The organism is Pseudomonas sp. CM27 (assembly GCF_013179515.1).
GTDB lineage: Bacteria > Pseudomonadota > Gammaproteobacteria > Pseudomonadales > Pseudomonadaceae > Aquipseudomonas.
The window spans coordinates 1-26,035 of the sequence record NZ_JABMCN010000011.1 but is presented as its reverse complement, the minus strand read 5'-3'; the positions used below and the strand labels follow the sequence as shown (position 1 = coordinate 26,035).

The following is a 26,035-nucleotide window of genomic DNA, read 5'->3' as shown; positions in this document are numbered from 1 at the left end:
CCATGTTCGGCATCAGTTTCACCGAGCTGCTGCTCGTCGGCCTGGTCGCCCTGCTGGTGCTCGGCCCCGAGCGCCTGCCGGGTGCCGCGCGCACGGCAGGGCTGTGGATCGGCCGACTCAAGCGCAGCTTCAACAGCATCAAGATGGAAGTCGAGCGCGAAATCGGCGCCGACGACATACGCCGCCAGCTGCACAACGAGCATATCCTGCAGATGGAAGAGGAAGCCAAGCGCATTCTCAACCCGATGGCCACACCTGCGCAGCCGCCCGTGACCACCGCCACCGTGCAACCCCCTGCCGGGCTCGAAGCCAGGTCGGTCGAAGCACCTGCGGCACCGGTAGCCCCTTCTGAACCGCCTGAAACGCCGCGAGCCCCATGAGCGAGAATCCGGAACACGACCAGCCAATGCCGCTGGTTTCGCACCTGACCGAACTGCGCACCCGCCTGCTGCGCTGCGTCGCGGTCATTTTCCTGATCTTTGCCGGGCTGTTCTCATTCGCCCAGCAGATCTACACCCTGGTCTCCGCGCCACTGCGTGATCACCTGCCGGCCAATGCAACGATGATCGCCACCGACGTGGCCTCGCCGTTCCTGACGCCGTTCAAGCTGACCATGATCGTGTCGCTGTTCCTGGCCATCCCGTTCATCCTCCAGCAAATCTGGGGGTTTATCGCACCTGGGCTGTACCGCCACGAAAAACGCATCGCCATACCGTTGCTGGTGTCGAGCATCCTGCTGTTCTACGCCGGCATGGCGTTCGCTTATTTCTTCGTATTCCCGCTGATGTTCAAGTTCTTCGCCGCCGCCACTCCGGCCGGTGTGTCGATGATGACCGACATCGCCAACTACCTCGACTTCGTGATGACGCTGTTCTTCGCCTTTGGCGTAGCCTTCGAAATCCCGGTGGCGGTGGTACTGCTGGTGTGGATCGGCGTGGTCGACGTGAAGTACCTGAAGAAAATCCGCCCGTACGTGATCATCGGCTGCTTCGTAGTCGGCATGGTTCTTACCCCGCCGGACATCTTCTCCCAGACCCTGCTGGCCGTGCCCATGTGGCTGCTGTTCGAGGTAGGCCTGCTGTGCGGCAGCCTGATTCGCAAGCGCAGTACCCACGACGAAACCGCCGATGACCATAACGATCAGCCGCCTGCGACCCAATCGTGAACCTGTTGCTCCTTGAAGAGGCCGACTTCGTTTCGGCCGACCGTGTCGTTCTCGCTGATCGGCGCTTCACCCACATGCAGGAAATCCATCGCGTGGCGGTGGGCGACAACCTGCGCGTGGGCCGTATCAACGGCCTGATGGGCAAGGCTACCGTGCTGCGCCTGGACAAGCACGAAGCCGAACTTGAAGTCGCCTTCGACCAGCAGCCGCCAACCAAACTGCCGCTGACCCTGGTGCTGGCTGTGCCACGGCCGAAAATGCTGCGGCGGCTGTTCCAGACCGTGGCGACCCTGGGCGTGCCGCGGCTGATCCTGCTGAACAGCTACAAGGTCGAGAAAAGCTTCTGGCAAACGCCCTTCCTGCAGCCGGAAAGCATCCGCGACAACCTTATCCTCGGCCTCGAGCAGGCGCGCGATACCGTGCTGCCTGAGGTGATCATCGAAAAGCGCTTCAAGCCCTTCGTCGAAGACCGTCTGCCGGCCATCGCCGCCGGTACTCTCGGCCTGGTAGGCCACCCCGGCCCCTACCCCGCCTGCCCGCGCGCCGTGGAACAAGCCGTGACCCTGGCCATCGGCCCCGAGGGTGGCTGGATCCCCTACGAAGTCGACCTGCTGGGCAAGGCCGGCTTGGCGCCAGTGCAGTTGGGTGATCGCATCTTGCGCGTCGAGACTGCAGTAACTGCGCTGCTTTCGCGTATTTTCTGACGTAAACGCCACTTTTTCGCCCATCAAGTTTCCCTCCCCCAGGCCGATGGCCTTGGCAACACAACAACTATTTGTGCTGCCAAGGCGCCGGGGAGTCGTAAATGTATCAAGGGTTAGCCCAATCGTTGGGCAATGTGAGCGTCAATCGCAAACTGGGGCTGGGCTTCGGCCTGGTGCTGCTGCTGACCCTGGCCATCACCGTGACCGGCTGGCTGGGCATGGACAGCATCATCGATCGTGGCGACAAGCTGGGCAATATCTCGGTGATTCACCAGTACACCCAGGACTTGCGCATTGCCCGGCAACACTACGAACGCAACCGCGACAACGTGGCCGTGGCAGAGCTGGAGAAGGCCCTGAACGACCTGGAGCGGCAGATCCAGCTGATGCTAGGGCAGATCGACCAACCTGAGGATCAGCAACGCCTTCAGCAGCAGCTGGCAGCCGTACGCGAATATCGGCAAGCGTACGCCGACCTCAGCCGGTCCGCTGCCGACCCGGACGCCACGGAGCAGGCATTGCGGCGCATGGCCGACCAGGGCACGGTCTTGCTGAAAGCCAGCCAGGCGATGACTGCCTCGCAAACCGTCGTGCGCGATGAAGGTGCCGCGCGGGCCAAGAGCCTGCTCGCCATGGCTACGGTGCTGGCGCTGGCGTTGGGCCTGCTGGCAGCCTGGGCCATCACCCGGCAGATCATCATCCCGCTGCGCCAGACCTTGCGCGCCGCCGAACGCGTGGCCAATGGCGACCTGACCGAGAACCAGCTGCAGGTGCAGCGACGCGATGAACTGGGCCAGTTGCAAGCCAGCATGCAGCGCATGACCCAGGGCCTGCGCGAACTGATCGGCGGCATCGGCGATGGCGTCACCCAGATTGCCAGTGCGGCCGAACAGCTGTCGGCTGTCACCGAGCAGACCAGCGCAGGGGTCAACAACCAGAAGGTCGAGACCGATCAGGTAGCGACCGCCATGAACCAGATGACTGCCACCGTGCATGAAGTGGCACGCAATGCGGAACAGGCCTCGGAGGCCGCCCTGATGGCCGACCAGCAGGCCCGTGAAGGCGACCGGGTAGTCGGCGAGGCGGTCGCGCAGATCGAGCGCCTGGCCGGCGAAGTGGTCAACTCAAGCGAGGCGATGAACCAGCTCAAGGCCGAAAGCGACAAGATCGGCAGTGTGCTCGACGTGATCAAGTCGGTAGCGCAGCAGACCAACCTGCTTGCCCTCAACGCGGCCATCGAAGCCGCCCGCGCCGGCGAGGCTGGCCGTGGTTTTGCCGTGGTAGCCGACGAAGTGCGCAGCCTGGCCCAGCGTACCCAGCAGTCGACCGAAGAGATTGAAGAGCTGATCGCCGGCCTGCAAAGCGGCACCCAACGGGTGGCCAGCGTGATGGACAACAGCCGCCAGCTGACCGACAGCAGCGTCGAGCTGACCCGCCGTGCCGGCAGCTCGCTGGAGACGATCACCCGTACCGTATCGTCGATCCAGGCGATGAACCAGCAGATTGCCACGGCGGCGGAGGAACAGACGGCGGTAGCCGAGGAAATCAACCGCAGCGTCATGAATGTGCGGGATATCTCCGACCAGACCTCGGCGGCCAGTGAAGAGACGGCCAGTTCGAGTGTGGAGCTGGCGCGGCTAGGCACCCATTTACAGGGGTTGGTGGGGCGGTTCAGGCTCTGATCCAGCGGGACCACACGTTCCTGTAGGAGCGGCCTTGTGTCGCGATGGGGCGCATAGCGGCCCCAAGATTTCAGCTTCGCAGCCTTTATTGCCGGGGCCGCTTTGCGGCCCGTTCGCGACGCAAGGCCGCTCCTACAGCGGTCACGCCGCAAGGTAATTCTTCCTACAGTTGCAAGTGCCATTTCCTACCTGATTATCAGGTCAAGTCCTACAACTCCGCTGCCGATTGGCAAAGGTGTGATGCCAGCAATGCGCCTGCATCCCCTCTCTCAATCGCTCGGAGACTTCCCATGCTCGGCTACCTCAACCGCAAGCTCGGCAACATCAGCGTCGCTGCCAAGCTGGCCCTAGGCTTTGCCGTGGTCCTGCTGCTTACCCTGGCCACCACGATCAGCGGCTGGCGCGCGCTGGATGACGCCATTGTTCGCTCGCAGCAACTCAGCGAAATCGGCCTGATCAACGACCTGACCAAGGACCTGCGCGCGGAACGCATCACCTACCGCGTGCTCGACGACGACGCCAGCAAATCGCGGATGGGCAGTATCCTCGACCAGCTCGACAACATGCTGACCACGCTGCAACAACGCAGCAGCGTCGATGAATCGCGGCAAATGCTGACTGAAAAGCTGGCCCTGCTGCAGCGCCTGCGCGACGACTTCAGCGAACTGCAACGCAGTGTCGCCAACCGCATTGCCTTGCGCGAGGCCATGCAGGTGCAGGAGCAAAAGCTCAATGCCGTCATCGACGAACTGCAGACCCAGGCCTTGCTCAAGATGCCTGCCGACAGCCAGCAAAGTGGCGTGCTAGGCCTGATGGACACGCTCACCCGGCATGTCGACGGCGCCAATCAGCAGAGCCTGGTACCGGCCTATACCTTCACCCCCGTCGAAGACTTCGCCAAGGTCGGCGACAACGCCTTGAACGCCGCCGACAGTAGCCTTGGGCAACTGCTCAGGGGCTTGGCGCCGCTGGGCTTGCCACGCGCACTCAGTGAACAGCCGGGGGTCGAACTGGCCAAGTATCGCGCCATCCTGGACCAGTATCGTCGCGCTGCCGTGCGCGTCGAGCAGCTGCAAAACAACATGGAAAATATGGGCAACGAACTGCGCGCGGTCAGCCTGGAGCTGGGCAAACGCAAGGTCGCACAACGCGACAGCGAAGCCGTGGCTGCCCGCTCACTGCTGACCACCGTGGCGCTGCTGGCGCTGGCGGTTGGGGTGCTGGCCGCCTGGCTGATCACCTTGCAGATAACCCAGCCCTTGCGCCAGACGCTGGCCGTAGCCGCACGCATTGCCAAGGGCGACCTGACCCAGGTCGACACGGTGCAACGCCGCGACGAGATGGGCCAGTTGCAGAGCAGCATGCGCGAGATGACCTTGAGCCTGCGCGCGCTTATCGGTGGTATCGACCAGGGTGTCGGCCAGCTGTCCCAGGCCGCCACGCAGCTGGCGGCCAGCAGCGAAGACACCAAGCTGCGCATCAACCAGCAGCGCGAGGAAACCGACCAGGTGGCCACCGCCATGAACCAGATGAGCGCCACCGTGCAGGAAGTGGCGCAGAACGCCGAGCAAGCCTCGCTGGCCGCCACCAACGCCGACCAGCAGGCGCAGGTGGGCGACCAGGTGGTCGCCGAAGCCATCGGCCGCATCGAGCAACTGGCCGGGCAGATGGACCATTGCCTGGCCGCCATGCAGCACCTGGCGGGCGAGAGCCAGCGCATTGGCAGCATCCTCGATGTGATCAAGTCGGTGTCCGAGCAGACCAACCTGCTGGCCCTGAACGCGGCGATCGAAGCAGCGCGGGCGGGGGAAGCCGGGCGCGGGTTTGCCGTGGTGGCCGATGAGGTGCGCGGGTTGGCCCAGCGAACTTCGACCGCGACAGAGGAAATCGGCCAATTGATCGACAGCCTGCACAACGGTACCGACGAAGTGAACCGGCTACTGGACAGCAGCAAGAGCCTGACCGAGCAGAGCGTGGAGCTGAGCCGCAGGGCTGGCGATGCGCTGAGCCAGATCACCGACACGGTGTCGAACATCCAGGGCATGAACCAGCAGATCGCCACGGCCAGCGAAGAGCAGAGCGTGGTGGCCGAGCAGATCAACCGCAGTGTGCTGAACGTGCGGGATGTGTCTGATCAGACCAGTGCGGCCAGTGAGCAGACGGCGGCGTCGAGTGGCGAGCTGGAGCAGTTGGGGCGGGAGTTGCGGGGGATGGTAGGGCGTTTCAACATCTGAGATTGCCGGAGCTGCTCGCAGCCCAATCGCTGGCAAGCCAGCTCCCACAGGGAATGCACAATTCTCAATACTGCGGTGTGCCTGCAACAGCAACCATGTAGCTCAGTTCCCAGAGGCCGGCGCGATCCCTCTGGGGGCTGGCTTGCCGGCGAAAGGGGCGCAAAGCGCCCCCGGCCATTACAGCACCTGGCGCAGGAACGCCTGCGCACGCGGGTCTTTCGGTGCGGCAAAGAACTCCGCCGGCGGCGAATCTTCCAGCAGCTTGCCGTGGTCGAAGAACAGCACCCGGTCGGCCACTTCGCGGGCAAAGCCCATTTCGTGGGTGACGCAGACCATGGTCATGCCTTCCTGGGCCAGGGTCTTCATCACGTCCAGCACTTCGCCGACCATTTCCGGGTCCAGCGCCGAGGTCGGCTCGTCGAACAGCATCACCTTCGGGTCCATGGCCAGGGCACGGGCAATGGCTACGCGCTGCTGCTGGCCGCCGGACAGGCGCGAAGGGTATTCATTGGCCTTCTGGGCAATACCTACCTTCTCCAGCAACGCTCGGGCCTTGGCTTCGCGCTCGGCCTTGTTGCGCTTGCGCACCACCTTCTGTGCCAGGCACAGGTTTTCCAGCACGGTCATGTGCGGGAACAGGTTGAAGTGCTGGAACACCATGCCGACTTCGCGGCGGTAGGCGTTGATGTCGGTTTTCGGGTCGGCCAGCTGCAAGCCGTCGATGGCCACGTGGCCTTCGTCGAAGTGCTCCAGGCCGTTGAGGCAGCGCAGGAAGGTCGACTTGCCCGAACCCGACGGGCCCAGCACCACCACCACTTCGGCCTTGGCCACGCGGGTGGTGACGTTGTCTACCGCACGCACCACCTGGCCGCGGGTATCGAAGATCTTTACCAGGTCACGAACTTCAATCACTTTGCGCAAGCCTCCGCTCAAGCCGGCTGGCAATGTGCGACAGCGGCAGGTTGATCAGCAGGTACAGGCCTGCCACGCAGAACCAGATCTCGAAGGTCGAGAACGAGGTGGTGATGGCCTCGCGGCCGCTCTTGGTCAGCTCGGTGATGGCGATCACCGACACCAGCGACGTGTCCTTGACCAGGCTGATGAACTGCCCAGCCAGCGGTGGCAGCACGCGCTTGAACGCCTGCGGCAGGATCACGTGGCGCATCGACTGGCTGGTGTTCAGCCCCAGCGAGCGGGCTGCTTCGTTCTGGCCCTTGGCGATCGACTGCACGCCGGCACGGACGATTTCCGCCACGTAGGCGCCGGTGAACAGCGCCAGCGCCGCTACCCCGGCGAACTCGCGGGACAGATTGAGCACGGTGCCGATAAAGAAGTAGAAGATGAAGATCTGCACCAGCAGCGGCGTGCCGCGCACCAGCTCGACATAGACGGTGGACAGGTCACGCAGGGTCGGGTTGTTCGACAACCGGCACAACCCGGCGAACAGGCCGATCAGCAGGCCCAGCGCGCCGGACACTACCGAAATCCACAGCGTGGTCCACAGGCCCCAGGCCAGCGGGCCCGCGGCCCAATGCCGGGTTACGCCGATCGCGTCGCCTTCGGCAACATCGTCGCCGCGGCTCAGTTGCAGGCTGTCCTTGGCCACCTCAAGCACTTGCTCGGCGCCGCTGTCGTCCTTCAGCGTGACACGGGCGTTATCGCCGGAGATGACGATTTCCTGCACGGTACCGTAACCGGCGGCGCGCTGCGTATCCTCGGCCTTGTAGGCGAAATATTGGGGTACGCGGTTCCAGCGCCACTCGTAGGAGATCATCGAGGTAGCCATGTACAGGCTGATCGCCAGGCCCACCAGGACCAGGGCGGTCAGCCCATGCCAGGGCCACTGGGCTTTCTTGTGTTTGATCACGTGGGGTACTTCCGTAAATGCGAACGCGCAGGGTTTGCCTGCGCGTCGGGGTCATAAAGCCGGCTTGTGGCCTGGGCTTTATTCCATTTCCTTTAGCCAGTCCTTGTTCTTGAACCACTTGTCGTGGATACGATCGTAGGTCCCGTCATGCTTGATCTGGTGCAGGAAGTTGTTGATGAAGTTGATGCTGTCGTAGTCGCCTTTCTTCAGGCCGAAGGCCAGCGGCTCGTAGGTGAAGGGTTCTTCGAGGAACAGCAGCTTGCCGGCCCCGGCCTTCTCCACTGCCACAACGTTGTACGGGGCGTCATAGACAAAGGCGTCAGCCTTGCCGTTGACCACATCCATCACCGCCTCTTGCTCGTTGTCGTAGCCATGGTACTGGGCCTTGCCGATCAGCTTCTTGGAAACCATCTCGCCGGTGGTGCCGAGCTTGGAGGTGAGGCGGTACTTCTCGTTGTTCAGGTCCTTGTACGACTTGATCTCGCCGGCCAGTTCCTTGCGGATCAGCAGGGTCTGGCCAACCACGATGAAGGGCTCGCTGAAGTTCAGGCGCAGGTTGCGTTCCTGGGTCAGGGTCATGCCGCTGCCGATCATGTCGAACTTGTCAGTCAGCAGGGCCGGGATGATGCCGTCATAGGCGGTGGAAACGGCCTCGAACTTCACGCCCATGGACTTGGCCATGGCCTTGAGGATATCGACCTCGAAGCCGATGATCTCGCCACGCTTGTTGGTCATCTGGAACGGCATGTAGGTCGGGTCCATGCCCACCCGCAAGGTGCCGCGCTTGACCGCGTCATCGATGGCGCCCGCCTGGGCTGCCGTGACTGCGACCAGGGCGGTAACACCGACCAGCAGCCGCGAAAGGTATTTCTTGATCATCACCAAGTCCCCTAGCAAGAAAAGTAGCGAATCTTATTGTTGGCACGGCCGTACTGGCCGATGTGGCATATCGGGGAGGGATGCTAACGCATGGCGGCCCGGGGACCTAGAGGTGGGGGGGACTTTGTTGGCCAAAATAGGGGGGGCCCTAAAAGCTTCGCGGGTGAACCCGCTCCCACAAGGTCCTGAACAGCCCTTGTGGGAGCGGGTTCACCCGCGAATAGGCCCTGTCAGGCGCCGACGAGTGCCGGCTGGCCTTCATTCTCCGGGTGCAACGGCAACAGCGGCGAATGCGGGTCGTTCTTGATAGAAGCACGCCACACATCGATCCACGCCGCATTATGCTCGGCCCATACTTGCTCATGCAGGCGGGTCAGTGCCACCGGGTCGCTGAGCAGGGCCAGGCGCGTATTGAGGTCCAGCCCTTTCGGCCCGACCTCCATTGCCTTGGCCACGCGCTCGGCACGCAGTGCCTCGATCGGCGCCGCCTGGCCGTGCCGGGCAGTGGCCATGGCGCAGGCCAGGGCGTTCTGCCGTGGGTCGACCACCGCCCGCACGAAGCCGTCATGCAGGGCATGCCAGCGGTTCTCGTGGGTGTACTGGTCAGTGGCCAGCAGCTCTTGCGGGGTGGCGTATTCCTCGGGGATGAGGAACAGCTTCTCGTCCTTGGCCGCCAGGCCCAGGCGGGTGCGGCTGGAAATCACCGAAACCGGGATCGACAGCACCAGCGAACCGACGATCGGCGCCAGCCACCACAGGAAGCTCGGGTTCAGCCAGGCCACCAGCGATGCCCAGGCAATGCCCAGCAGGGTCTGCGGGCCATGGCGGCGCACGGCTTCGCTCCACGGCGTGGAGTCGTCGTCACGCTGGGGCGAGTTCCAGGTCGCAGCCCAGCCGAGGAACGCGGCCAGCACGAAGCGGGTGTGGAAGATCATGCGCACCGGTGCCAGCAGCATGGAGAACAGCATCTCCATCAGCATCGACAGGGTGACCTTGATCCGCCCACCAAACTCGGTGGCGCCCTTGGCCCAGATCAGGATGACGCTGAGCAGCTTGGGCAGGAAGAGCAGCACGATGGTGGTGGAGAACAGCGCCACGGCCTTTTCCGGGTGCCACTGCGGCCACAGCGGGTACAGCTGGTACGGTTCGATGAAATACTGCGGTTCCATCAGGGTGTTGGTCGCCAGCAGCGCCGTCGACAGCACCAGGAACAGGAACCACAGCGGCGCCGACAGGTACGACATCACCCCGGTCAGGAACACCGCGCGATGCACCGGGTGCATGCCCTTGACCAGGAACAGGCGGAAGTTCATCAGGTTGCCGTGGCACCAGCGGCGGTCACGCTTGAGCTCGTCCAGCAGGTTGGGCGGCAGCTCTTCGTAACTGCCTGGCAGGTCGTAGGCGATCCACACTCCCCAGCCGGCACGGCGCATCAGCGCAGCTTCGACGAAGTCGTGGGAAAGAATTGCCCCGGCAAACGCGCCCTTGCCCGGCAACGGCGCCAGCGCGCAGTGCTCGATGAAGGGTTTCATGCGGATGATCGCGTTGTGGCCCCAGTAGTGCGATTCGCCCAGCTGCCAGAAGTGCAGGCCGGCGGTGAACAGCGGGCCGTACACGCGGGTGGCAAACTGCTGCATGCGCGCATACAGGGTGTCCATGCCCGAGGCTCTCGGGCCGGTCTGGATGATGCCGGCGTCCGGGTTGGCCTCCATCAGGCGCACCAGGCTGCTCAGGCACTCGCCGCTCATGACGCTGTCGGCGTCGAGCACGACCATGTACTTGTAATCGCCACCCCAGCGACGGCAGAAGTCGTCGAGGTTGCCACTCTTGCGCTTCACCCGGCGCCGGCGGCGACGGTAGAAGATGCGGCCGAAGCCCTTGGTCTCGCGGCACACGTCCAGCCAGGCTTGTTGCTCGGCCACGGCGATGTCGGTGTCATTGGTGTCGCTGAGCACGAAGAAGTCAAAACGGTCGAGGTTGCCGCTGGCGGCTACCGATTCGAACGTTGCACGCAGGCCGGCGAACACGCGCGGCACGTCTTCGTTGCAGATCGGCATCACCAGCGCGGTACGCGCCTCGGGTGCAATCGGCTCATTGCCGGCACTGCTGCCCGAAATCTTGTACTTGTCGCGCCCGGTGAGCAGCTCGAGGAAGCCCATCAGCGCGGTCCAGAAGCCCGCCGACACCCAGCAGAAGAGGATGCCGAAGAGAATCAGGATGGATGTCTGCAGGGCATACGGCCACACCTGCACCACCGTGTCCCACAGCGACTGGCTGAGGATTTCGTCGAGGTCGACGAACGACCAGCCCTGGTACGGCAGGATGCCCTTCATGTACCAGCCAGCGATGATGGTCTGGCCGATCATCAGGGTCAGCAGGATGTAACGGCGGATCGAACCGACCGTACGCCAGCGTGCCGGCGGCAGCTCGCGCTTGGGCGGCTGCGGCGCATTCGGGCGACCGGTCATGCGCCGCCACATGCGGATCAGCACGTTGGTACGCCAAGGCTCTGGCACGACCTTGGTGCGGTTGATCGGCGGGGCGATCTTCAGGCACAGGCGGCCGCTGCCATCGACGCCGAGCATTTCGGCGTCTTCCAGTTCGGCGGCACTGCCAACGGTCAGGCGTGAGCCGACCGAGGCCTGCACCGCCTCGGCGGAATCGGCGGCCGGGTTGGCCGCCAGGCGTTGGTGCAGCTCACTGAACGAGGTGCAGCTGGCAAGTTCCGCCCGTTGCTCGTCGCTCAATGGTAGGTGGGCCAGGTACTCGCCAAGCGGTACCGGCCTTGCGCTTGAGTTACTCATCGGCAGGCAACTGATAGCTCCAGGTCTCGGTCAGCACCTTCTCGGTGGTGGCCGGGGCCCCGTTGGTGGGCGCCGCATCGGCGGCAGGTTGGTCAGCCTTGGCAGGTTGCTCGGCCTTGACCGCTTTTTCGGCCTTGGCATGCTTGGCTGCGGCCTTGTCCTGCTTGGTGTCCTGGGAAGTCTTGGCGGGCTCGACCGGTACGTCGCGCACCAGCGAGGCACGCATTTCGGTCGACTTGTTGGCTTCCTTGACCTTCAAGCGCAGGGTCAGGCGCCAGCCCTTGGTCTCAGGGTTATAGCGCAGATTGTTCTCGACCACCTCGGCGTTGTCGCCCACGCTGATCAGGCTGCGCACTGCGGTGTCTTCCGGCAGGGCGGCCAGGGCCGGGCCTGCGAAATCGACCAGGAAGGCCACGCTGCCGTCTGGCTGACGGATCAGGTTGGACTGCTTGACGTCGCCGGTGGAGCGCAGGGTCTGCTTGACCGAGCCCAGTTCAGCCGCCTGGAACTTCGCTTCATCAATGGTGAAGTGCAGGCGGTAGGCGTACTCGAACGGCTTGCCTGGCTCAGGCAGTTTTTCCGGGCTCCAGAAGGCAACGATATTGTCGTTGGTTTCGTCCGCAGTCGGGATCTCTACCAGATCGACGGTGCCTTTGCCCCAGTCACCCTTTGGCTCGATCCAGGCGCTTGGACGCTTCTGGTAGTTGTCGTCGAGGTCTTCATAGTCGCTGAAGGCGCGCTGACGCTGCATCAGGCCGAAACCGCGCGGGTTTTCAACGCTGAAGTTGCTCACCGCCAGGTGTTTCGGGTTGTTCAGCGGACGCCACAGCCACTCGCCGTTGTCGGCATGAATCGACAGGCCTTCGGAATCGTGCAGGGCCGGACGATAGTTGAGGACCTTGGATGGCTGGTTGGGGCCGAACAGGTACATGCTGGTCAACGGCGCAATGCCCAGGCGGCTGACCTGGTCACGCAGGAACACGCGGGACTGCACGTCGACCACAGTGTCGTTGCCCGGGCGCAGGGTCAGCTTGTAGGCGCCGGTAGAACGCGGCGAGTCCAGCAGGGCGTAGATCACCAGGTGCTTGTCGGCCGGTTTGGGCTTCTCGACCCAGAACTCGGTAAAGCGCGGGAATTCTTCGCCCGACGGCAGTGCGGTGTCGATGGCCAGGCCACGCGCCGACAAACCGTAGACATGGCCCTTGCCGACCACGCGGAAATAGCTGGCGCCAAGCAGGGTCATGATCTCGTCCTGCTTGTCGGCCTTGTTGATCGGGTAAAGCACGCGGAAACCGGCGTAACCCAGGTTCTTGGTGGTTTCCGGGTCGTGCGGCACGTCACCGAACTCGAAACGGCTCGGGTCGTACTTGATTTCCTCGACCGTGGTGGCCGTGACCTCGTTGATTTTCACCGGGGTGTCGAAGTGCATGCCCTGGTGATAGAACGACAGCTTGAATGGGGTCTTGTCCTTGGCCCACTCGGCCTTTTCCTGCAGGAAATGAATTTTCTGGTAATCCGCGAACTTCATGTCGCGGAATACTGCCGGCAGGTTGCTTTTTGGTGCGTCGTACTTCTGGCCGGCCAGATCCTTTGCCTTGGCTGCAACATCGTCAAGATTGAATGCCCACAGCTGGCCCGCGCTCATCAGGCCGACCAGAGCCACGCTGGCCATCAGGGCCTTGCGCAGGCGGATGCCGGGGATTCTTGATGCTTTTTGGGGACTAACAATCACGAGCAACCCTCGCCGAAAACAGATCATGAAACCAACGGCCAGCGACAAATGCCGGGTTGGCGAGCACTGTTCGGACCCCGTGAGGGCGTAATGATTCCCCAAACGGATCCAGACAATGCTCGAGTCAGAGTGAAACGAACCTGCGAACGCAGGTCCATGCAGCGCGCGATTATCCAGCAGGTCGCGTGACAACGCATCAGGCTGGAACAACTATTTATTGTACAAAACCCCTTGTTTGCCCATAAACAAAGGGTTTTTGACCTCATATTTGTAACAAGAATGTCACTGGGCCATCATTGACCAGGTGCACCTGCATGTCCGCGCCGAATCGCCCGCTCGCCACATCGGCGTGCTTGCCTTTGGCCTGCTGCAAAAGATAGTCGAACAATTCGGCGCCCAGGGCCGGCGGCGCTGCCGTCGAGAAGCTCGGGCGCATGCCGTTGCGGGTGTCCGCTGCCAAGGTGAATTGCGACACCAGCAGCAACCCACCCCCGACATCCTTGAGCGACAGGTTCATCTTGCCCTGCTCGTCGCTGAACACACGGTAGTTCAACAGCTTGTGCAGTAGCTTGTCGGCCAGCTCAGGGGAATCTTCAGGCTCGACCGCGACCAGCACCAGCAAACCCTGGTCGATGGCGCCGACCACCTCCCCCGCAACTTCGACACGCGCACCGCGCACACGCTGCAGCAGCGCCCTCATGCTTCTTCCAGGGGCAGGTCGAGCAGGCGCCGGGCCATCTGGTCGGCCGCACGCACCAGGGCATCGGTGATGCCAGGCTCGGAGGCGGCGTGGCCGGCGTCACGAATGACCTTCAACTCACTGTTGGGCCACGCCTGGTGCAGCGCCCAGGCATTGTCCAGCGGGCAGATCACGTCGTAACGGCCATGCACGATCACTGCAGGCAAATGGGCGATTTTCGGCAGGTCGCGGATCAGCTGGTCCGGCTCGAGGAACGCGTTGTTCATGAAATAGTGGCATTCGATGCGGGCAATCGACAGCGCGCGCTGCGGCTCGGAGAAGCGGTCGACCACCAGCGGGTTGGGGCGCAGGGTGGCAGTGCGGCCCTCCCAGGTGGACCAGGCCTTGGCGGCATGCATCTGGGCGATCTGGTCGTTGCCGGTGAGGCGCTTGTGGAATGCCTTGACCAGGTCGCCGCGCTCTTCCGGCGGGATCGGCGCAATGTAGTCTTGCCAGTAATCGGGGAACAGGCGACTGGCGCCCTCCTGATAGAACCACTCGATTTCCTGCGGGCGGCACAGGAAGATGCCGCGCAGGATCAGGCCATGCACGCGCTCGGGGTGGGTCTGGGCATACGCCAGGGCCAGGGTCGAGCCCCACGAGCCGCCGAACAGTACCCATTTGTCGATGCCCAGGTGCTCACGGATACGCTCGAGGTCTTCGACCAGGTGCCAGGTGGTGTTGTTCTCCAGGCTCGCATGCGGCGTGGAGCGGCCGCAGCCGCGCTGGTCGAAGGTGATGATGCGGTACAGGTTGGGATCGAAATAGCACCGGCTCTGGGCGTCGCAACCGGCCCCCGGGCCACCGTGGATGAACACCACCGGCAGACCTTCTGGCGAGCCGCTTTCGTCGACATACAGCACATGCGGCGCTTCCACGGCCAGATCGTGCCGGGCGTAGGGTTTGATCTGCGGGTACAGGGTCTGCATTGCGCACTCCGTGTGAGGTTTATTCAGCCGTGGGCCATCATAAACCTGAATTGCAGCAAGAGCATGCCCCCCGTGGTGAGTTCATGTGCCGAGCAGTCAGCAGCGCTACCCCGGCGCTCGACCGGGCCTTCGCCGAAGCCGGGCTGAAGGCCTATGCCGAGGCGAATGCCAAGGGTCAGACGCCGTAGCGCTGCTTCCCCCAGGCCAAGGTTTCCTCAAGCAAGTGGCGCAACACCTGGCGGGTAGGTTGGGCCAGGTCGTCGCGGTAGGCGAAGGGCTCGACCTCATTCATGTAGGTACTCTGCGCCAGCTCCAGTTGCACCGCATGAATATGCTGAGCGGGGTCGCCGTAGTGGCGGGTGATGTGCCCGCCCTTGAAACGGCCATTGAGCACATGGCTGTAGTTCTGCGCCTGGGCACACACGTCCTCCAGTCGCTCGGCAAGCGCCGGATCGCAGCTGGCGCCGTTGAACGTGCCCAGGTTGAAGTCCGGCAGCGTGCCATCGAACAGATGCGGGATGTGCGAACGGATCGAGTGGGCGTCCCACAGCAGCGCATAGCCAAACTGCTCACGCAGTCGAATCAGCTCATTGCGAAGCGTGTCGTGGTACGGGCGCCAGATCTGCTCAAGGTATTGCTTGCGCTGCTCGGTCGTCGGCTCCAGGCCTGCCTTGAACAGCGGCTCGCCCTCGAACAGTGTGGCCGGGTACAGGCCGGTGGTAGCGCCGGCGTACAGCGGCGTGTCGTCATCCGGGCGGTTGAGGTCGATGACGAAGCGCGAATACTCCGCCGCCACCACGCTGGCCCCCATCTCTTGAGCAAAGTCATACAGCTGCGGGATGTGCCAGTCGGTATCCGGCAAGCTGCGCGCCTGCTCGACCAGCCCGTCGCGAACGGCGTCGGTCAGGTTCAGCCCGGCATGGGGCATGCTGATCAACAGCGGCAGGCTGCCTTGGTGAAAACTCAGTACCTTGTCCATCTCGCCTCGCTCAGTTGGAGATTTCGTGGCCCTTGCGCACCACGCGCTTGGGCAGGTCGCCGCCCAGCCAGTAGGCCAGGTCGGCAGGGCGTTCGATTTGCCAGGCGACGAAGTCGGCCACCTTGCCCGCTTCCAGCGAGCCGTGGCTCTCGCCCAGGCCTAGCGCCGTGGCGGCGTGGACCGTGACACCGGCCAGGGCTTCTTCTGGCGTCATGCGAAAACACGTGCAGCCCATGTTCAACATCAGCCGCAGCGACAACCCTGGCGAGGTGCCGGGGTTGAGGTCGCTGGCCAGGGCAATCTTCACCCCGTGGCGGCGCAGGGCGTCCATCGGCGGCAGCTGGGTTTCGCGCAAGAAGTAGAAGGCCCCCGGCAGCAGCACGGCGACAGTGCCGGCTGCAGCCATGGCGATGGCGTCTTCTTCGGTCATGAATTCCAGGTGGTCAGCCGACAGCGCCTGGTAGCGCGCCGCCAGGCTTGACCCGTGCAACGACGACAGCTGTTCGGCGTGCAGCTTGACCGGCAGGCCCAGCTCGCGCGCCTTGATGAACAGTCGCTCGACCTGGGCCGGGGAGAACGCCAGGTGTTCGCAGAACGCATCCACCGCATCCACCAGGCCTTCTGCGGCCAGGGCCGGCAGCATTTCGTCGCAGATGTGCGCGATGTAGTCGTCGGCGCGGCCAGCGTACTCCGGTGGCAAGGCATGCGCGGCCAGGCAGGTGGCACGCACCGCCAGCGGCAGCTCGTCGGCCAGGCGCCGGGCCACGCGCAGCATCTTGCGCTCGTTGGCCAGGTCCAGGCCGTAGCCGGACTTGATCTCGATGGTGGTCACGCCATCGCGCATCAATGCCTGAACCCGCTGCCGGGCACTGGCAAACAGCTCGTCCTCGCTGGCCGCACGGGTGGCCCGCACGGTGCTGGCGATGCCACCACCCTGGGCGGCAATTTCGGCGTAGCTCACGCCTTGCAGGCGCTGCTCGAACTCGCCGCTGCGGTTACCACCAAACACCGCATGGGTGTGGCAGTCGATCAGCCCCGGGGTGACCCAGGCGCCGCCCAGGTCAACGGTGCGCTCGGCATCGACCGGCGCCAGCTCGGCCCGTGGGCCGATCCACTCGATCAGCCCGGCATTGGTCACGATGGCCGCGTCCTCGATGCTCGAGTAGCGGCCCTCGGCCATGGTTGCCACATGGCAATGCTGCCAGAGGGTTCTCATGCACAATCTCCTTTGCTAGCGGTGCAACTCGACCGGCTCCGATACCGGCTGGCCCTGCCCTGCCCGCGGCTTGCACCACAGCAGGTAGGAGGCCACCAGGAACACCACCCAGACCACCCCGACCAGCAAGGCCGGCTGGCTGTCCGGGAAGTAGCCGAGCACGCCAAAGATGAACACCATGAACGCAATGGCCATGGCCGGGCCGTATGGCCAGAACGGAACCGGGAACTTGAGCTGGGCAACCTCTTCACGGCTCATGCTGCGGCGCATGGCCACCTGAGTGACCAGGATCATCAGCCACACCCAAACGGTGGCGAAGGTGGCGATGGAGGCAATCAGCAGGAACACGTTTTCCGGGATCAGGTAGTTCAGCAGCACACCGACCAGCAGTGCGGCACCCATCACCACCACGGTCATCCACGGCACGCCATGCTTCGACAGCTTGCTGAAGCTGCGCGGGGCGTGACCTTGCTGGGCCAGGCCGTACATCATGCGGCCGGCTCCGAAGATGTCGCTGTTGATGGCGGAGATCGCGGCGGAAATCACTACCACGTTCAGCACTGCGGCGGCAGAGCCAATGCCCAGGTTGCTGAATATCTGCACGAACGGGCTGCCCTCGCTACCGATCTGCGGCCATGGGTACAGGCACATCAGTACAAACAGGGTAAGCACATAGAACAGCAGGATGCGCAGGGGCACGGCGTTGATCGCCTTGGGGATGACCCGCTGCGGGTCCTTGGCTTCACCGGCGGTGACGCCGATGATCTCGATACCGCCGAAGGCGAACATCACCACGGCAAAGGACGCGATCAGGCCGCCTACGCCATTGGGCATGAAGCCGCCATGCTCGAACAGATTGCTGACGCCCACCGCCTGCCCGGTACCTACCTGGCTGAAGCCGAAGGCCATGATGCCGAGGCCGGCCAGGATCATCGCCACGATGGCGCCGACCTTGAGCAGCGACAGCCAGAACTCCATCTCGCCGAACACCTTGACGTTGCACAGGTTGAGGCCGCCGATCAGGAACACGATGCCCAGCACCCAGATCCAGCGGGCCACTTCCGGGAACCAGAAGCCCATGTAGATACCGAAGGCGGTGACGTCGGCAATGGCGACGATGACCATCTCGAAGGCGTAGGTCCAGCCGAGGATGAAGCCGGCCATGGGCCCCAGGTAGGTGCTGGCGTAGTGGCCGAAGGAGCCGGCAACCGGGTTGTGCACGGCCATTTCACCGAGCGCGCGCATGACCATGAACACGGCGGCGCCGCCGATCAGGTAGGCCAGCAGAACAGCCGGGCCGGCCATCTGGATGGCCGAGGCGGAACCGTAGAAAAGCCCGGTACCGATAGCGGAACCGAGCGCCATGAAACGGATGTGCCGGGCACTTAGCCCGCGCTTGAGACCTTCAGCTTGTTGCATGTCACGTCCTTAAATTGTTTTTGTGGTCGTGAGATCGATAGGGGCTGCCTTGCAGCCCAATCGCCGGCAAGCCAGCTCCCACAGAGACAGGGTTTGCGCCGTCAATGTGGGAGCTGGCTTGCCGGCGATGGGCCGCACAGCGGCCCCGGGGGCATTACAGGCTTGGCAGCACACCCGCCGGCAGCAAGCCGGTCAGGCTACCCTTGGCCAACAGTTCCACAGCCTTTTCGATGTCTGGCGCGAAGAAGCGGTCACGGTCGTAGTGCGGCACTTCGCTGCGCAGCGCCTGGCGCGCCTGCTCCAGCTTGGCCGAGGTCTTCAGGCCTTTGCGCAGGTCAAGGCCCTGGCAGGCGCCCAGCCATTCGATGGCCAGCACGCCGCGGGTGTTCTCGGCCATTTCCCACAAGCGCTTGCCGGCAGCCGGGGCCATCGAGACGTGGTCTTCCTGGTTGGCCGAGGTCGGCAGGCTGTCGACGCTGTGCGGGTGCGACAGGGCCTTGTTTTCGCTGGCCAGGGCGGCTGCGGTAACCTGGGCGATCATGAAGCCGGAGTTGACCCCACCGTTTTCCACCAGGAACGGCGGCAGCTGGGACATGTGCTTGTCCATCATCAACGAGATGCGGCGCTCGCTGAGCGAGCCGATTTCGGCAATGGCCAGGGCGAGGTTGTCGGCGGCCATGGCCACGGGCTCGGCGTGGAAGTTACCGCCGGAAATCACGTCACCTTCGGCCGCGAATACCAGCGGGTTGTCCGACACGGCGTTGGCTTCGATACCCAGCACCTCGGCAGCCTGGCGCAACTGGGTCAGGCAGGCGCCCATGACCTGTGGCTGGCAGCGCAGCGAGTACGGGTCCTGGACCTTGTCGCAGTTCTTGTGCGACAGCGACACTTCGCTGGAATCGCCCAGCAGGTCGCGGAAGCAGGCAGCCGTGTCGATCTGGCCGCGCTGGCCACGCACCGCATGCACCCGTGCATCGAACGGCGAACGCGAACCCAGCGCCGCTTCCACGGTCAGGCCGCCACAGGCGATGGCAGCGGCGTAAAGGTCTTCGGCATGGAACAGGCCACGCAAGGCATACGCGGTAGAAGCCTGGGTACCGTTGAGCAGGGCGAGGCCTTCTTTGGCGGCCAGGGTCAGCGGCTCCAGGCCGGCCACTGCCAGCGCTTCAGTGGCCGGCAGCCACTGGCCCTTGTAACGCGCCTTGCCTTCACCCAGCAGCACCAGCGACATATGCGCCAGCGGTGCCAGGTCACCGGATGCCCCCACCGAGCCCTTGAGCGGGATGTGCGGGTAGACCTCGGCATTGATCAGGGCGATCAGCGCATCGATTACCTTGCGACGAATGCCGGAGAAGCCACGGCTCAGGCTGTTGACCTTGAGCACCATGATCAGCCGCACCAGGCTGTCGTCCAGCGGTGCTCCGATGCCGGCAGCGTGCGACAGCACCAGCGAGCGCTGCAGGTTTTCCAGGTCGTGACTGGCGATGCGGGTCGAGGCCAGCAGGCCGAAACCGGTGTTGATGCCGTAGGCCGTGCGGTCTTCGGCGAGAATCTGTTCAACGCAGGCGACGCTGTCGTTGATCGGCTGGTCGGCGCTGGCATCCAGTTGCAGGCGCACGGGCGCGGCATGGATTGCGCGCAGCTGGGCCAAGGTCATGGTGCCGGGCTTGAGGTTCAATTCGGTCACTTCGCTACTCCAATCGCGTGGAACCGCAGGCCCATCTGTGGGTGCCTGCGCGCTCCTTCTTGTTGTTCAGTATCACCCCTTGCGGGGTGCGATCCAAAGCGCGGCTATCAGCCGGTGATCATCGGCAGGTCCAGGCCCTGCTCCTTGGCGCAGTCGATGGCGATGTCGTAACCGGCATCGGCGTGGCGCATTACGCCAGTGCCCGGGTCGTTGGTCAGCACGCGGGCGATACGCTCGGCGGCCTCATCGGTACCGTCGCAGACGATGACCATGCCCGAGTGCTGGGAGAAGCCCATGCCCACGCCACCGCCGTGGTGCAACGAAACCCAGGTGGCGCCGCCAGCAGTGTTGAGCAGGGCGTTGAGCAGCGGCCAGTCGGAAACCGCATCGGAGCCGTCGCGCATGGCTTCGGTTTCGCGGTTGGGGCTGGACACCGAACCAGAGTCCAGGTGGTCGCGACCGATCACTACCGGCGCCGACAGTTCGCCGCTGCGCACCATTTCGTTGAACGCCAGGCCCAGCTTGGCGCGCAGGCCCAGGCCAACCCAGCAGATACGCGCCGGCAGGCCCTGGAAGCTGATGCGCTCGCGGGCCATGTCCAGCCAGCGGTGCAGGTGGGCGTCGTCGGGGATCAGCTCCTTGACCTTGGCGTCGGTCTTGTAGATGTCCTCGGCTTCACCCGACAGCGCCGCCCAGCGGAACGGGCCGATGCCACGGCAGAACAGCGGGCGGATATAGGCGGGCACGAAACCCGGGAAGTCGAAGGCATTGGCCACGCCTTCTTCCTTGGCCATCTGGCGGATGTTGTTGCCGTAGTCGAAGGTCGGGATGCCTTGCTTCTGGAAGTCCAGCATGGCCTGTACGTGCACCGCCATCGACTGCTTGGCGGCCTTCACCACTGCTGCAGGCTCGGTCTGTGCGCGGTCGCGGTACTGTTCCCAGGTCCAGCCGGCGGGCAGGTAGCCGTTCAGCGGATCGTGGGCGCTGGTCTGGTCGGTGACCATGTCCGGGCGCACGCCACGCTTGACCAGCTCTGGCAGGATTTCGGCGGCGTTACCGTGCAGGGCGATGGAGATGGCCTTGCCTTCGGCGGTGTATTTGCCGATGCGCGCCAGGGCGTCGTCAAGGTCGGTAGCCTGCTCGTCGACATAGCGGGTTTCCAGGCGGAAGTCGATGCGGCTCTGCTGGCACTCGATGTTCAGCGAGCAGGCGCCAGCCAGGGTGGCGGCCAGTGGCTGGGCGCCACCCATGCCGCCAAGGCCGGCGGTGAGCACCCACTTGCCTTTCAGGCTGCCACCGTAGTGCTGGCGGCCGGCTTCGACGAAGGTTTCATAGGTACCCTGGACGATGCCCTGGCTGCCGATGTAGATCCAGCTGCCGGCGGTCATCTGGCCGTACATGGCCAGGCCCTTGGCGTCCAGTTCGTTGAAGTGTTCCCAGTTGGCCCAGTGCGGCACCAGGTTGGAGTTGGCGATCAGTACACGCGGGGCATTGCTGTGGGTCTTGAACACGCCGACCGGCTTGCCGGATTGCACCAGCAGGGTTTCGTCGTCTTCCAGGCGGGTCAGGGTTTCGACGATCTTGTCGTAGCACGCCCAGTTGCGCGCGGCGCGGCCGATACCGCCGTATACCACCAGTTCCTTGGGGTTTTCCGCGACCTGCGGGTCGAGGTTGTTCATCAGCATGCGCAGTGGCGCTTCAGTCAGCCAGCTTTTGGCGGTCAGCTTGTTGCCACGTGGGGCACGGATTTCAACGTCACGGTATTTGTTGTTGTCGGTCACGGGAAAGGTCCTCTGCGGTCGTTCGCGGGCAGGTGTGTCGTGGTTGATATACAAACACACCTTTACTTGTATGTACAAGCATGGACAACCAAAATAATCGGACCGGCCCGCTGAATGGTTCGCAAAACAAGGGGCCGCTGCGCGAACCCAATCGCGGCACGCCAGCTCCCACCCGTACGCATTAGCCTTGAAAGCAGCGGCGTACCTGTGGGAGCTGGCTTGCCGGCGATTGGGCTGCGCAGCAGCCCCTTACTGGCTAACCAGATGTCAGCGCGGCATCAGTTCGATCAGGCAGCACCGTCCCTGCACATTCAGCCCCAACAACCCGTCGTTGCTCTCCAGCCGCAGGCAGTCATACAAACCCAACTGCTGCACATCTCCCCCCGCCATAGCCACCTCGACCAGGCCACTGGCTGCAAACAACAGCACCGTCGAAGCCGAGCTATACACCCGGCTGGTACCATCCAGCCACTGCAACCGCGCCGTGTAACGCTGCGGCGCATAGATCAGGTTGAAATCGCGAATCGCCCCACCCAGCAGCTTGCAACTCACCTGGCTTTCACCACCGAAGGCCAAAGCATCGAACGGCAGCAATGGCCGGCTGGCCTCGCCGTCGACCTGCAGGCGCATGCCATCCCCTTGCAACACGGTGATGATCCGCTGATAACCGGCAAACGTGGAGAAGCCGCCCGATTCCTCGATATCGGCAATCGACAGGCGCCAGCCAAAGCCGTCCAGGCCTTCGCCACTGTCGCGGGTGATTTCCTCGGTGAAACCACCACCGTTCTTCCACGGCATGCGCGGGTAATCCTGCGCACGCAACAACTGCAACTGGCTCATTTGCTGAAACGTCCTTCGAGGCGATGACGGGAACCGGGGTGGATCAGCCGGGCAGCCGTCACCGGCTGGCGGCCGGACCAGGTACGCCGGCGAATCAACAGGCAAGGCTCGCCCCGCTCGATCTGCAGCAGGCGGCACTCTTCCGGCTCGGCCAGGATCGCCTCCACCACGTGCTCGCCCTCGGTCAGCGGCGCTACCTGGGACAGATAGGCGTAAGGGGTCTGCCGGGTGAAGTCCTGCTTGAGGTACTCGGGGGCGATGGCCGCGTTGACGTAGCGGTCTTCGATCTGCACCGGCACACCGTTCTCGAAATGCACGATCAACGAGTGGAATACCCGCTGGCCTTCACGCATGTCCAGCGCCAGGGCCCGCTCGGAGCCGGCCGCTTCCTCGGCAAGGGTGATCACCTGGCAGCTATGCTGATGGCCTCGCGCGGCAATTTCGTCGGCGATGTTGTTGACCTCGAACAGCGCCGAACGGCCCTTGGGCTCGGCCACGAAGGTGCCCACCCCCTGCATGCGCACCAGCAGGCCGTCGGCGGTGAGTTCGCGCAGGGCACGGTTGATGGTCATGCGGCTGAAGCCCAGCTGGTTGACCAGTTCGCTCTCCGAAGGTACCCGGTGATGCGGTGGCCAGCTGCCGTTGTCGATCTGCTGGATGATCATCTGTTTGACCCGGGCGTAGAGCGGCGCCGGGCCCTCGCCCATCTGGGCAACCAGCGCGGAGACAGGAGGTGTCGGCACGGCGTTGGATCCTTGTGCAAATGGAATGAGCGGTAGCTTGCCGCAGTTTACCCGGCAGGCAAACGCCTGTATATGTATATACAAGTTAACAATAACAGGATTTCACCGATGTCCGCCTACTTCGCCGAACGCGCCCTGCTGCCTACGGGCTGGGCCAGCCATGTCCGCATCGAGGTCGCCAGCGATGGCAATGTAGCCAGCATCCAGCCAGGGGCTTCGGCTGAAGGCGCCGAACGCCTGGGCGGCCCGTTGCTGCCGGGCATGCCCAATCTGCATTCGCATGCGTTCCAGCGCGCCATGGCGGGCCTGGCGGAAGTTGCCGGCAACCCCAACGACAGTTTCTGGACCTGGCGCGACCTGATGTACCGCCTGGTCGGGCAGATAAGCCCGCAGCAACTGCAGGTCATCGCTCGCCAGTTGTATATCGAGATGCTCAAGGCCGGTTACACCTCGGTGGCCGAATTCCACTACGTTCACCATGACCAGGCCGGCAAGCCTTACGCCGACCCTGCCGAACTCTCGCTCAGGATCAGCGCGGCTGCAGCCGACAGCGGCATCGGCCTGACCCTGCTGCCGGTGTTGTACAGCCATGCCGGTTTTGGCGGGCAGGCACCGAACGACGGGCAGCGGCGCTTCATCAACGCGACCGACCAGTACTTGCAACTGCAGGCACAACTCGGCCCGCTGCTGGCCGCGCAGCCGGCGCAACACCTGGGCCTGTGCTTCCATTCGCTACGGGCGGTGACCCCTGCGCAGATCGCCGAGGTGCTGGCCGCCAGCGACAAGCAATGCCCGGTGCATATCCATATCGCCGAGCAGCAGAAAGAAGTCGACGACTGCCTGGCCTGGAGCGGACTGCGCCCGTTGCAGTGGCTGTACGAGCATGTGGACGTAGACCCCCGCTGGTGCCTGGTGCATGCCACCCATGCCCAGCCGGATGAGGTCACCGCGATGGCCCGCAGCGGTGCAGTGGCCGGCCTGTGCCTGACCACCGAAGCCAACCTGGGTGACGGGATATTCCCGGCAGTGGACTTCCTGGCCCAGGGTGGGCGTATGGGTATTGGCTCGGACAGCCATGTGTCGCTGAGCGTGGTCGAGGAGCTGCGCTGGCTGGAATATGGCCAGCGGCTGCGCGACCAGCGGCGCAACCGGCTGTATCGCGGCGACCAGCCGATGGTCGGGCGCACGCTGTATGACGCCGCACTGGCAGGCGGTGCGCAGGCACTGGGGCAGGCGATTGGCGAGCTGGCAGTGGGCAAGCGTGCCGACTGGCTGGTGCTTGATGGGCAGGACCCTTACATCGCCCTGGCAGATGGCGATGCCATTCTCAACCGCTGGCTGTTTGCCGGTGGCGATCGCCAGGTGCGCGATGTGATGGTGAACGGGAAGTGGGTGGTGCGCCAGGGGCGGCATGCGCAGGAAGAGCACAGCGCGCGGGCGTTTGCCGAGGTGTTGCGGCAGCTTTTGGGTTAGGTTTACTGGGGCTGCTTTGCAGCCCCAGAAAATCAGTGCATTTTTACGATTTGCTGATCGGACGCGCGCCAGATCAGTCGACTGGTGTCATAGCCTTGCTGCCGCGCCTTGGACAACAGGCTCTCGCGCTCCCAAGCCGCCAGCGACGGCGTCCGCGACAAGATCCACAGGTACTTGCGGTCCGGGCTGCCAACGATGGCGGTACGGTAGCGGTCGTCTACATACAGGATCCAGTACTCGCCCCTGGCCACCCCTGGCACCAGCTTGGTGAACCAGTTGTCGAACTCTACCCACAGCTTGTCGGTATGCCCCGGCTCCTGAATGCTGGCATGGCCTTCGGCGCGCAGCCACTCATCCCCCATGGTGCGGCAGCGGTTCAGCACACCATAGGAACCGTCGGGCTTGAGGTTGTAGTGCGCCTCGGACTGCTCGCAGTCGGCCTGGTAGCGCATGGGCAGGCGCGCCAGCTCGTACCATTTGCCCTGGTAGCGCTTGAGGTCGACATTGCCGGCGGTTTTCGGCGCCAGCGGGTCGTGCACCGAGCCTGCACAACCGCCCAGCAGCAACGCCAGGCATACCCCCATCAGCAGGTACAAAGGCCTCATTTGAGGCCCTGCCCTGAATACATCAGCACCTTGTCAGCCGCGTACTGCACGCTGATGAAGCTCTTCTCGTCCCCCCAGGTGCAGCTGCTCATGCCCAACGCGCCCGAACACTCGGTCGGCGTGCCGAGCAGCTGCTCGACCTCGGCCTTGTTCATACCGGCCTTGATCCTGGAATAGTTTTCCTGGTTGATCTTGCTGCAGGCAGTCAGGACGACGCACAGCGACAACAGGGCGAGGGAACGCAACGACATGAAGGACACTCCTGAAGAAGGGTAACAGGCGAGTGGCCTGCAGTGACCTTCGACGGGAAAATCCCTCCCGGGTTCCCTGACCTACCCTCTTTGCCTCTGCACCATTTGTCGGATGGCCACTACGGCATGACTAATCACAAAGGATTAGCCATGCCAATAAAAATCTATGGTCACCCCATTTTTTTGCAATACTGATTAACGGATGAAATGGATGGCTTGCTTAAATCTATCCGGCGTCAAATTGGGGCAAGCCCCGCGCCACGATGAGAGCCGCGCCTGACGATCCTTAAAAGCCGCTCGGCTTCG

Annotated in this window: 22 protein-coding genes and 1 pseudogene; 7 read left to right on the top strand and 16 right to left on the bottom strand. The window is 63.7% G+C overall.

Features of this window, described 5'->3' with window-relative positions; translation table 11 throughout:
* Positions 1-2 precede the first annotated feature (2 nt).
* The 6 genes and pseudogenes from tatB (at position 3) to HP547_RS29870 (ending at position 5,785) form a co-directional block, all read left to right on the top strand.
* On the top strand, positions 3-380 hold the full coding sequence (gene tatB, locus HP547_RS02775; RefSeq protein ID WP_172220150.1) for a Sec-independent protein translocase protein TatB: 378 nt from the start codon (positions 3-5) through the stop codon (positions 378-380).
* Complete coding sequence (gene tatC, locus HP547_RS02770; RefSeq protein ID WP_172220153.1) at positions 377-1,165, top strand: twin-arginine translocase subunit TatC; 789 nt, start codon at positions 377-379, stop codon at positions 1,163-1,165. The genes tatB and tatC overlap by 4 nt, the downstream gene beginning before the upstream one ends.
* A complete protein-coding gene (locus HP547_RS02765; RefSeq protein WP_172220156.1) occupies positions 1,162-1,869 on the top strand; it encodes a 16S rRNA (uracil(1498)-N(3))-methyltransferase in 708 nt (235 codons plus the stop codon). The genes tatC and HP547_RS02765 overlap by 4 nt, the downstream gene beginning before the upstream one ends.
* 101 nt (positions 1,870-1,970) lie before the next feature.
* Complete coding sequence (locus tag HP547_RS02760) at positions 1,971-3,551, top strand: methyl-accepting chemotaxis protein (RefSeq protein ID WP_172220177.1); 1,581 nt, start codon at positions 1,971-1,973, stop codon at positions 3,549-3,551.
* 44 nt (positions 3,552-3,595) lie between these two features.
* A pseudogene (locus tag HP547_RS29875) lies at positions 3,596-4,930 on the top strand (methyl-accepting chemotaxis protein); the annotation flags it as partial.
* Complete coding sequence (locus HP547_RS29870) at positions 4,913-5,785, top strand: methyl-accepting chemotaxis protein (protein WP_372242846.1); 873 nt, start codon at positions 4,913-4,915, stop codon at positions 5,783-5,785. The pseudogene HP547_RS29875 and the gene HP547_RS29870, both read left to right, overlap by 18 nt.
* A 177-nt stretch (positions 5,786-5,962) precedes the next feature.
* Here the strand turns inward: HP547_RS29870 and HP547_RS02750 are convergent, their stop codons facing one another.
* From HP547_RS02750 to hutC, 14 genes are all read right to left on the bottom strand, one after another.
* Positions 5,963-6,697: an amino acid ABC transporter ATP-binding protein gene (locus HP547_RS02750; protein ID WP_172220217.1), complete on the bottom strand. Its 735-nt coding sequence runs from the start codon at positions 6,695-6,697 to the stop codon at positions 5,963-5,965.
* Entirely contained in the window at positions 6,690-7,652 is a 963-nt protein-coding gene (locus tag HP547_RS02745) for an amino acid ABC transporter permease (RefSeq protein WP_172220199.1), read from the bottom strand. Before HP547_RS02745 ends, HP547_RS02750 begins: the two co-directional genes overlap by 8 nt.
* Positions 7,653-7,730: 78 nt before the next feature.
* Entirely contained in the window at positions 7,731-8,528 is a 798-nt protein-coding gene (locus tag HP547_RS02740; RefSeq protein ID WP_172220220.1) for a transporter substrate-binding domain-containing protein, read from the bottom strand.
* A 233-nt stretch (positions 8,529-8,761) separates the two neighbouring features.
* The gene (gene mdoH, locus HP547_RS02735) at positions 8,762-11,335 is read right to left on the bottom strand and encodes a glucans biosynthesis glucosyltransferase MdoH (RefSeq protein ID WP_172220202.1); all 2,574 of its coding nucleotides are present in this window, start codon (positions 11,333-11,335) and stop codon (positions 8,762-8,764) included.
* Complete coding sequence (locus tag HP547_RS02730; RefSeq protein WP_372242845.1) at positions 11,328-13,067, bottom strand: glucan biosynthesis protein G; 1,740 nt, start codon at positions 13,065-13,067, stop codon at positions 11,328-11,330. The genes mdoH and HP547_RS02730 overlap by 8 nt, the downstream gene beginning before the upstream one ends.
* Before the next feature lie 262 nt (positions 13,068-13,329).
* The gene (dtd, locus tag HP547_RS02725; RefSeq protein ID WP_172220205.1) at positions 13,330-13,767 is read right to left on the bottom strand and encodes a D-aminoacyl-tRNA deacylase; all 438 of its coding nucleotides are present in this window, start codon (positions 13,765-13,767) and stop codon (positions 13,330-13,332) included.
* Positions 13,764-14,735 (bottom strand): prolyl aminopeptidase, encoded by a 972-nt coding sequence (pip, locus tag HP547_RS02720; protein ID WP_016489576.1) that lies wholly within the window; start codon positions 14,733-14,735, stop codon positions 13,764-13,766. The genes dtd and pip overlap by 4 nt, the downstream gene beginning before the upstream one ends.
* A 175-nt stretch (positions 14,736-14,910) precedes the next feature.
* Complete coding sequence (gene hutG / locus HP547_RS02715; RefSeq protein WP_172220211.1) at positions 14,911-15,714, bottom strand: N-formylglutamate deformylase; 804 nt, start codon at positions 15,712-15,714, stop codon at positions 14,911-14,913.
* A 10-nt stretch (positions 15,715-15,724) separates the two neighbouring features.
* On the bottom strand, positions 15,725-16,930 hold the full coding sequence (gene hutI / locus HP547_RS02710; RefSeq protein WP_172220214.1) for an imidazolonepropionase: 1,206 nt from the start codon (positions 16,928-16,930) through the stop codon (positions 15,725-15,727).
* A 15-nt stretch (positions 16,931-16,945) separates the two neighbouring features.
* Positions 16,946-18,349 (bottom strand): amino acid permease, encoded by a 1,404-nt coding sequence (locus HP547_RS02705; protein WP_172285446.1) that lies wholly within the window; start codon positions 18,347-18,349, stop codon positions 16,946-16,948.
* 154 nt (positions 18,350-18,503) lie between these two features.
* A complete protein-coding gene (hutH, locus tag HP547_RS02700; protein ID WP_172232388.1) occupies positions 18,504-20,036 on the bottom strand; it encodes a histidine ammonia-lyase in 1,533 nt (510 codons plus the stop codon).
* A gap of 107 nt (positions 20,037-20,143) precedes the next feature.
* Positions 20,144-21,817: a urocanate hydratase gene (gene hutU / locus HP547_RS02695; RefSeq protein ID WP_172285445.1), complete on the bottom strand. Its 1,674-nt coding sequence runs from the start codon at positions 21,815-21,817 to the stop codon at positions 20,144-20,146.
* 267 nt (positions 21,818-22,084) lie between these two features.
* Entirely contained in the window at positions 22,085-22,657 is a 573-nt protein-coding gene (locus tag HP547_RS02690; protein ID WP_172231299.1) for a HutD family protein, read from the bottom strand.
* Positions 22,654-23,364, bottom strand: coding sequence for a histidine utilization repressor (gene hutC, locus HP547_RS02685; RefSeq protein ID WP_172231302.1), 711 nt, complete (start codon positions 23,362-23,364; stop codon positions 22,654-22,656). The genes HP547_RS02690 and hutC overlap by 4 nt, the downstream gene beginning before the upstream one ends.
* A gap of 144 nt (positions 23,365-23,508) precedes the next feature.
* Between hutC and HP547_RS02680 the strand changes: the two genes are divergently transcribed.
* Positions 23,509-24,873 (top strand): formimidoylglutamate deiminase, encoded by a 1,365-nt coding sequence (locus HP547_RS02680; RefSeq protein ID WP_172285444.1) that lies wholly within the window; start codon positions 23,509-23,511, stop codon positions 24,871-24,873.
* A gap of 32 nt (positions 24,874-24,905) precedes the next feature.
* Here the strand turns inward: HP547_RS02680 and HP547_RS02675 are convergent, their stop codons facing one another.
* A complete protein-coding gene (locus tag HP547_RS02675) occupies positions 24,906-25,478 on the bottom strand; it encodes a lipocalin family protein (RefSeq protein ID WP_172231293.1) in 573 nt (190 codons plus the stop codon).
* Entirely contained in the window at positions 25,475-25,729 is a 255-nt protein-coding gene (gene bamE / locus HP547_RS02670; protein ID WP_043200628.1) for an outer membrane protein assembly factor BamE, read from the bottom strand. Before bamE ends, HP547_RS02675 begins: the two co-directional genes overlap by 4 nt.
* Between the last annotated feature and the right edge of the window lie 306 nt (positions 25,730-26,035).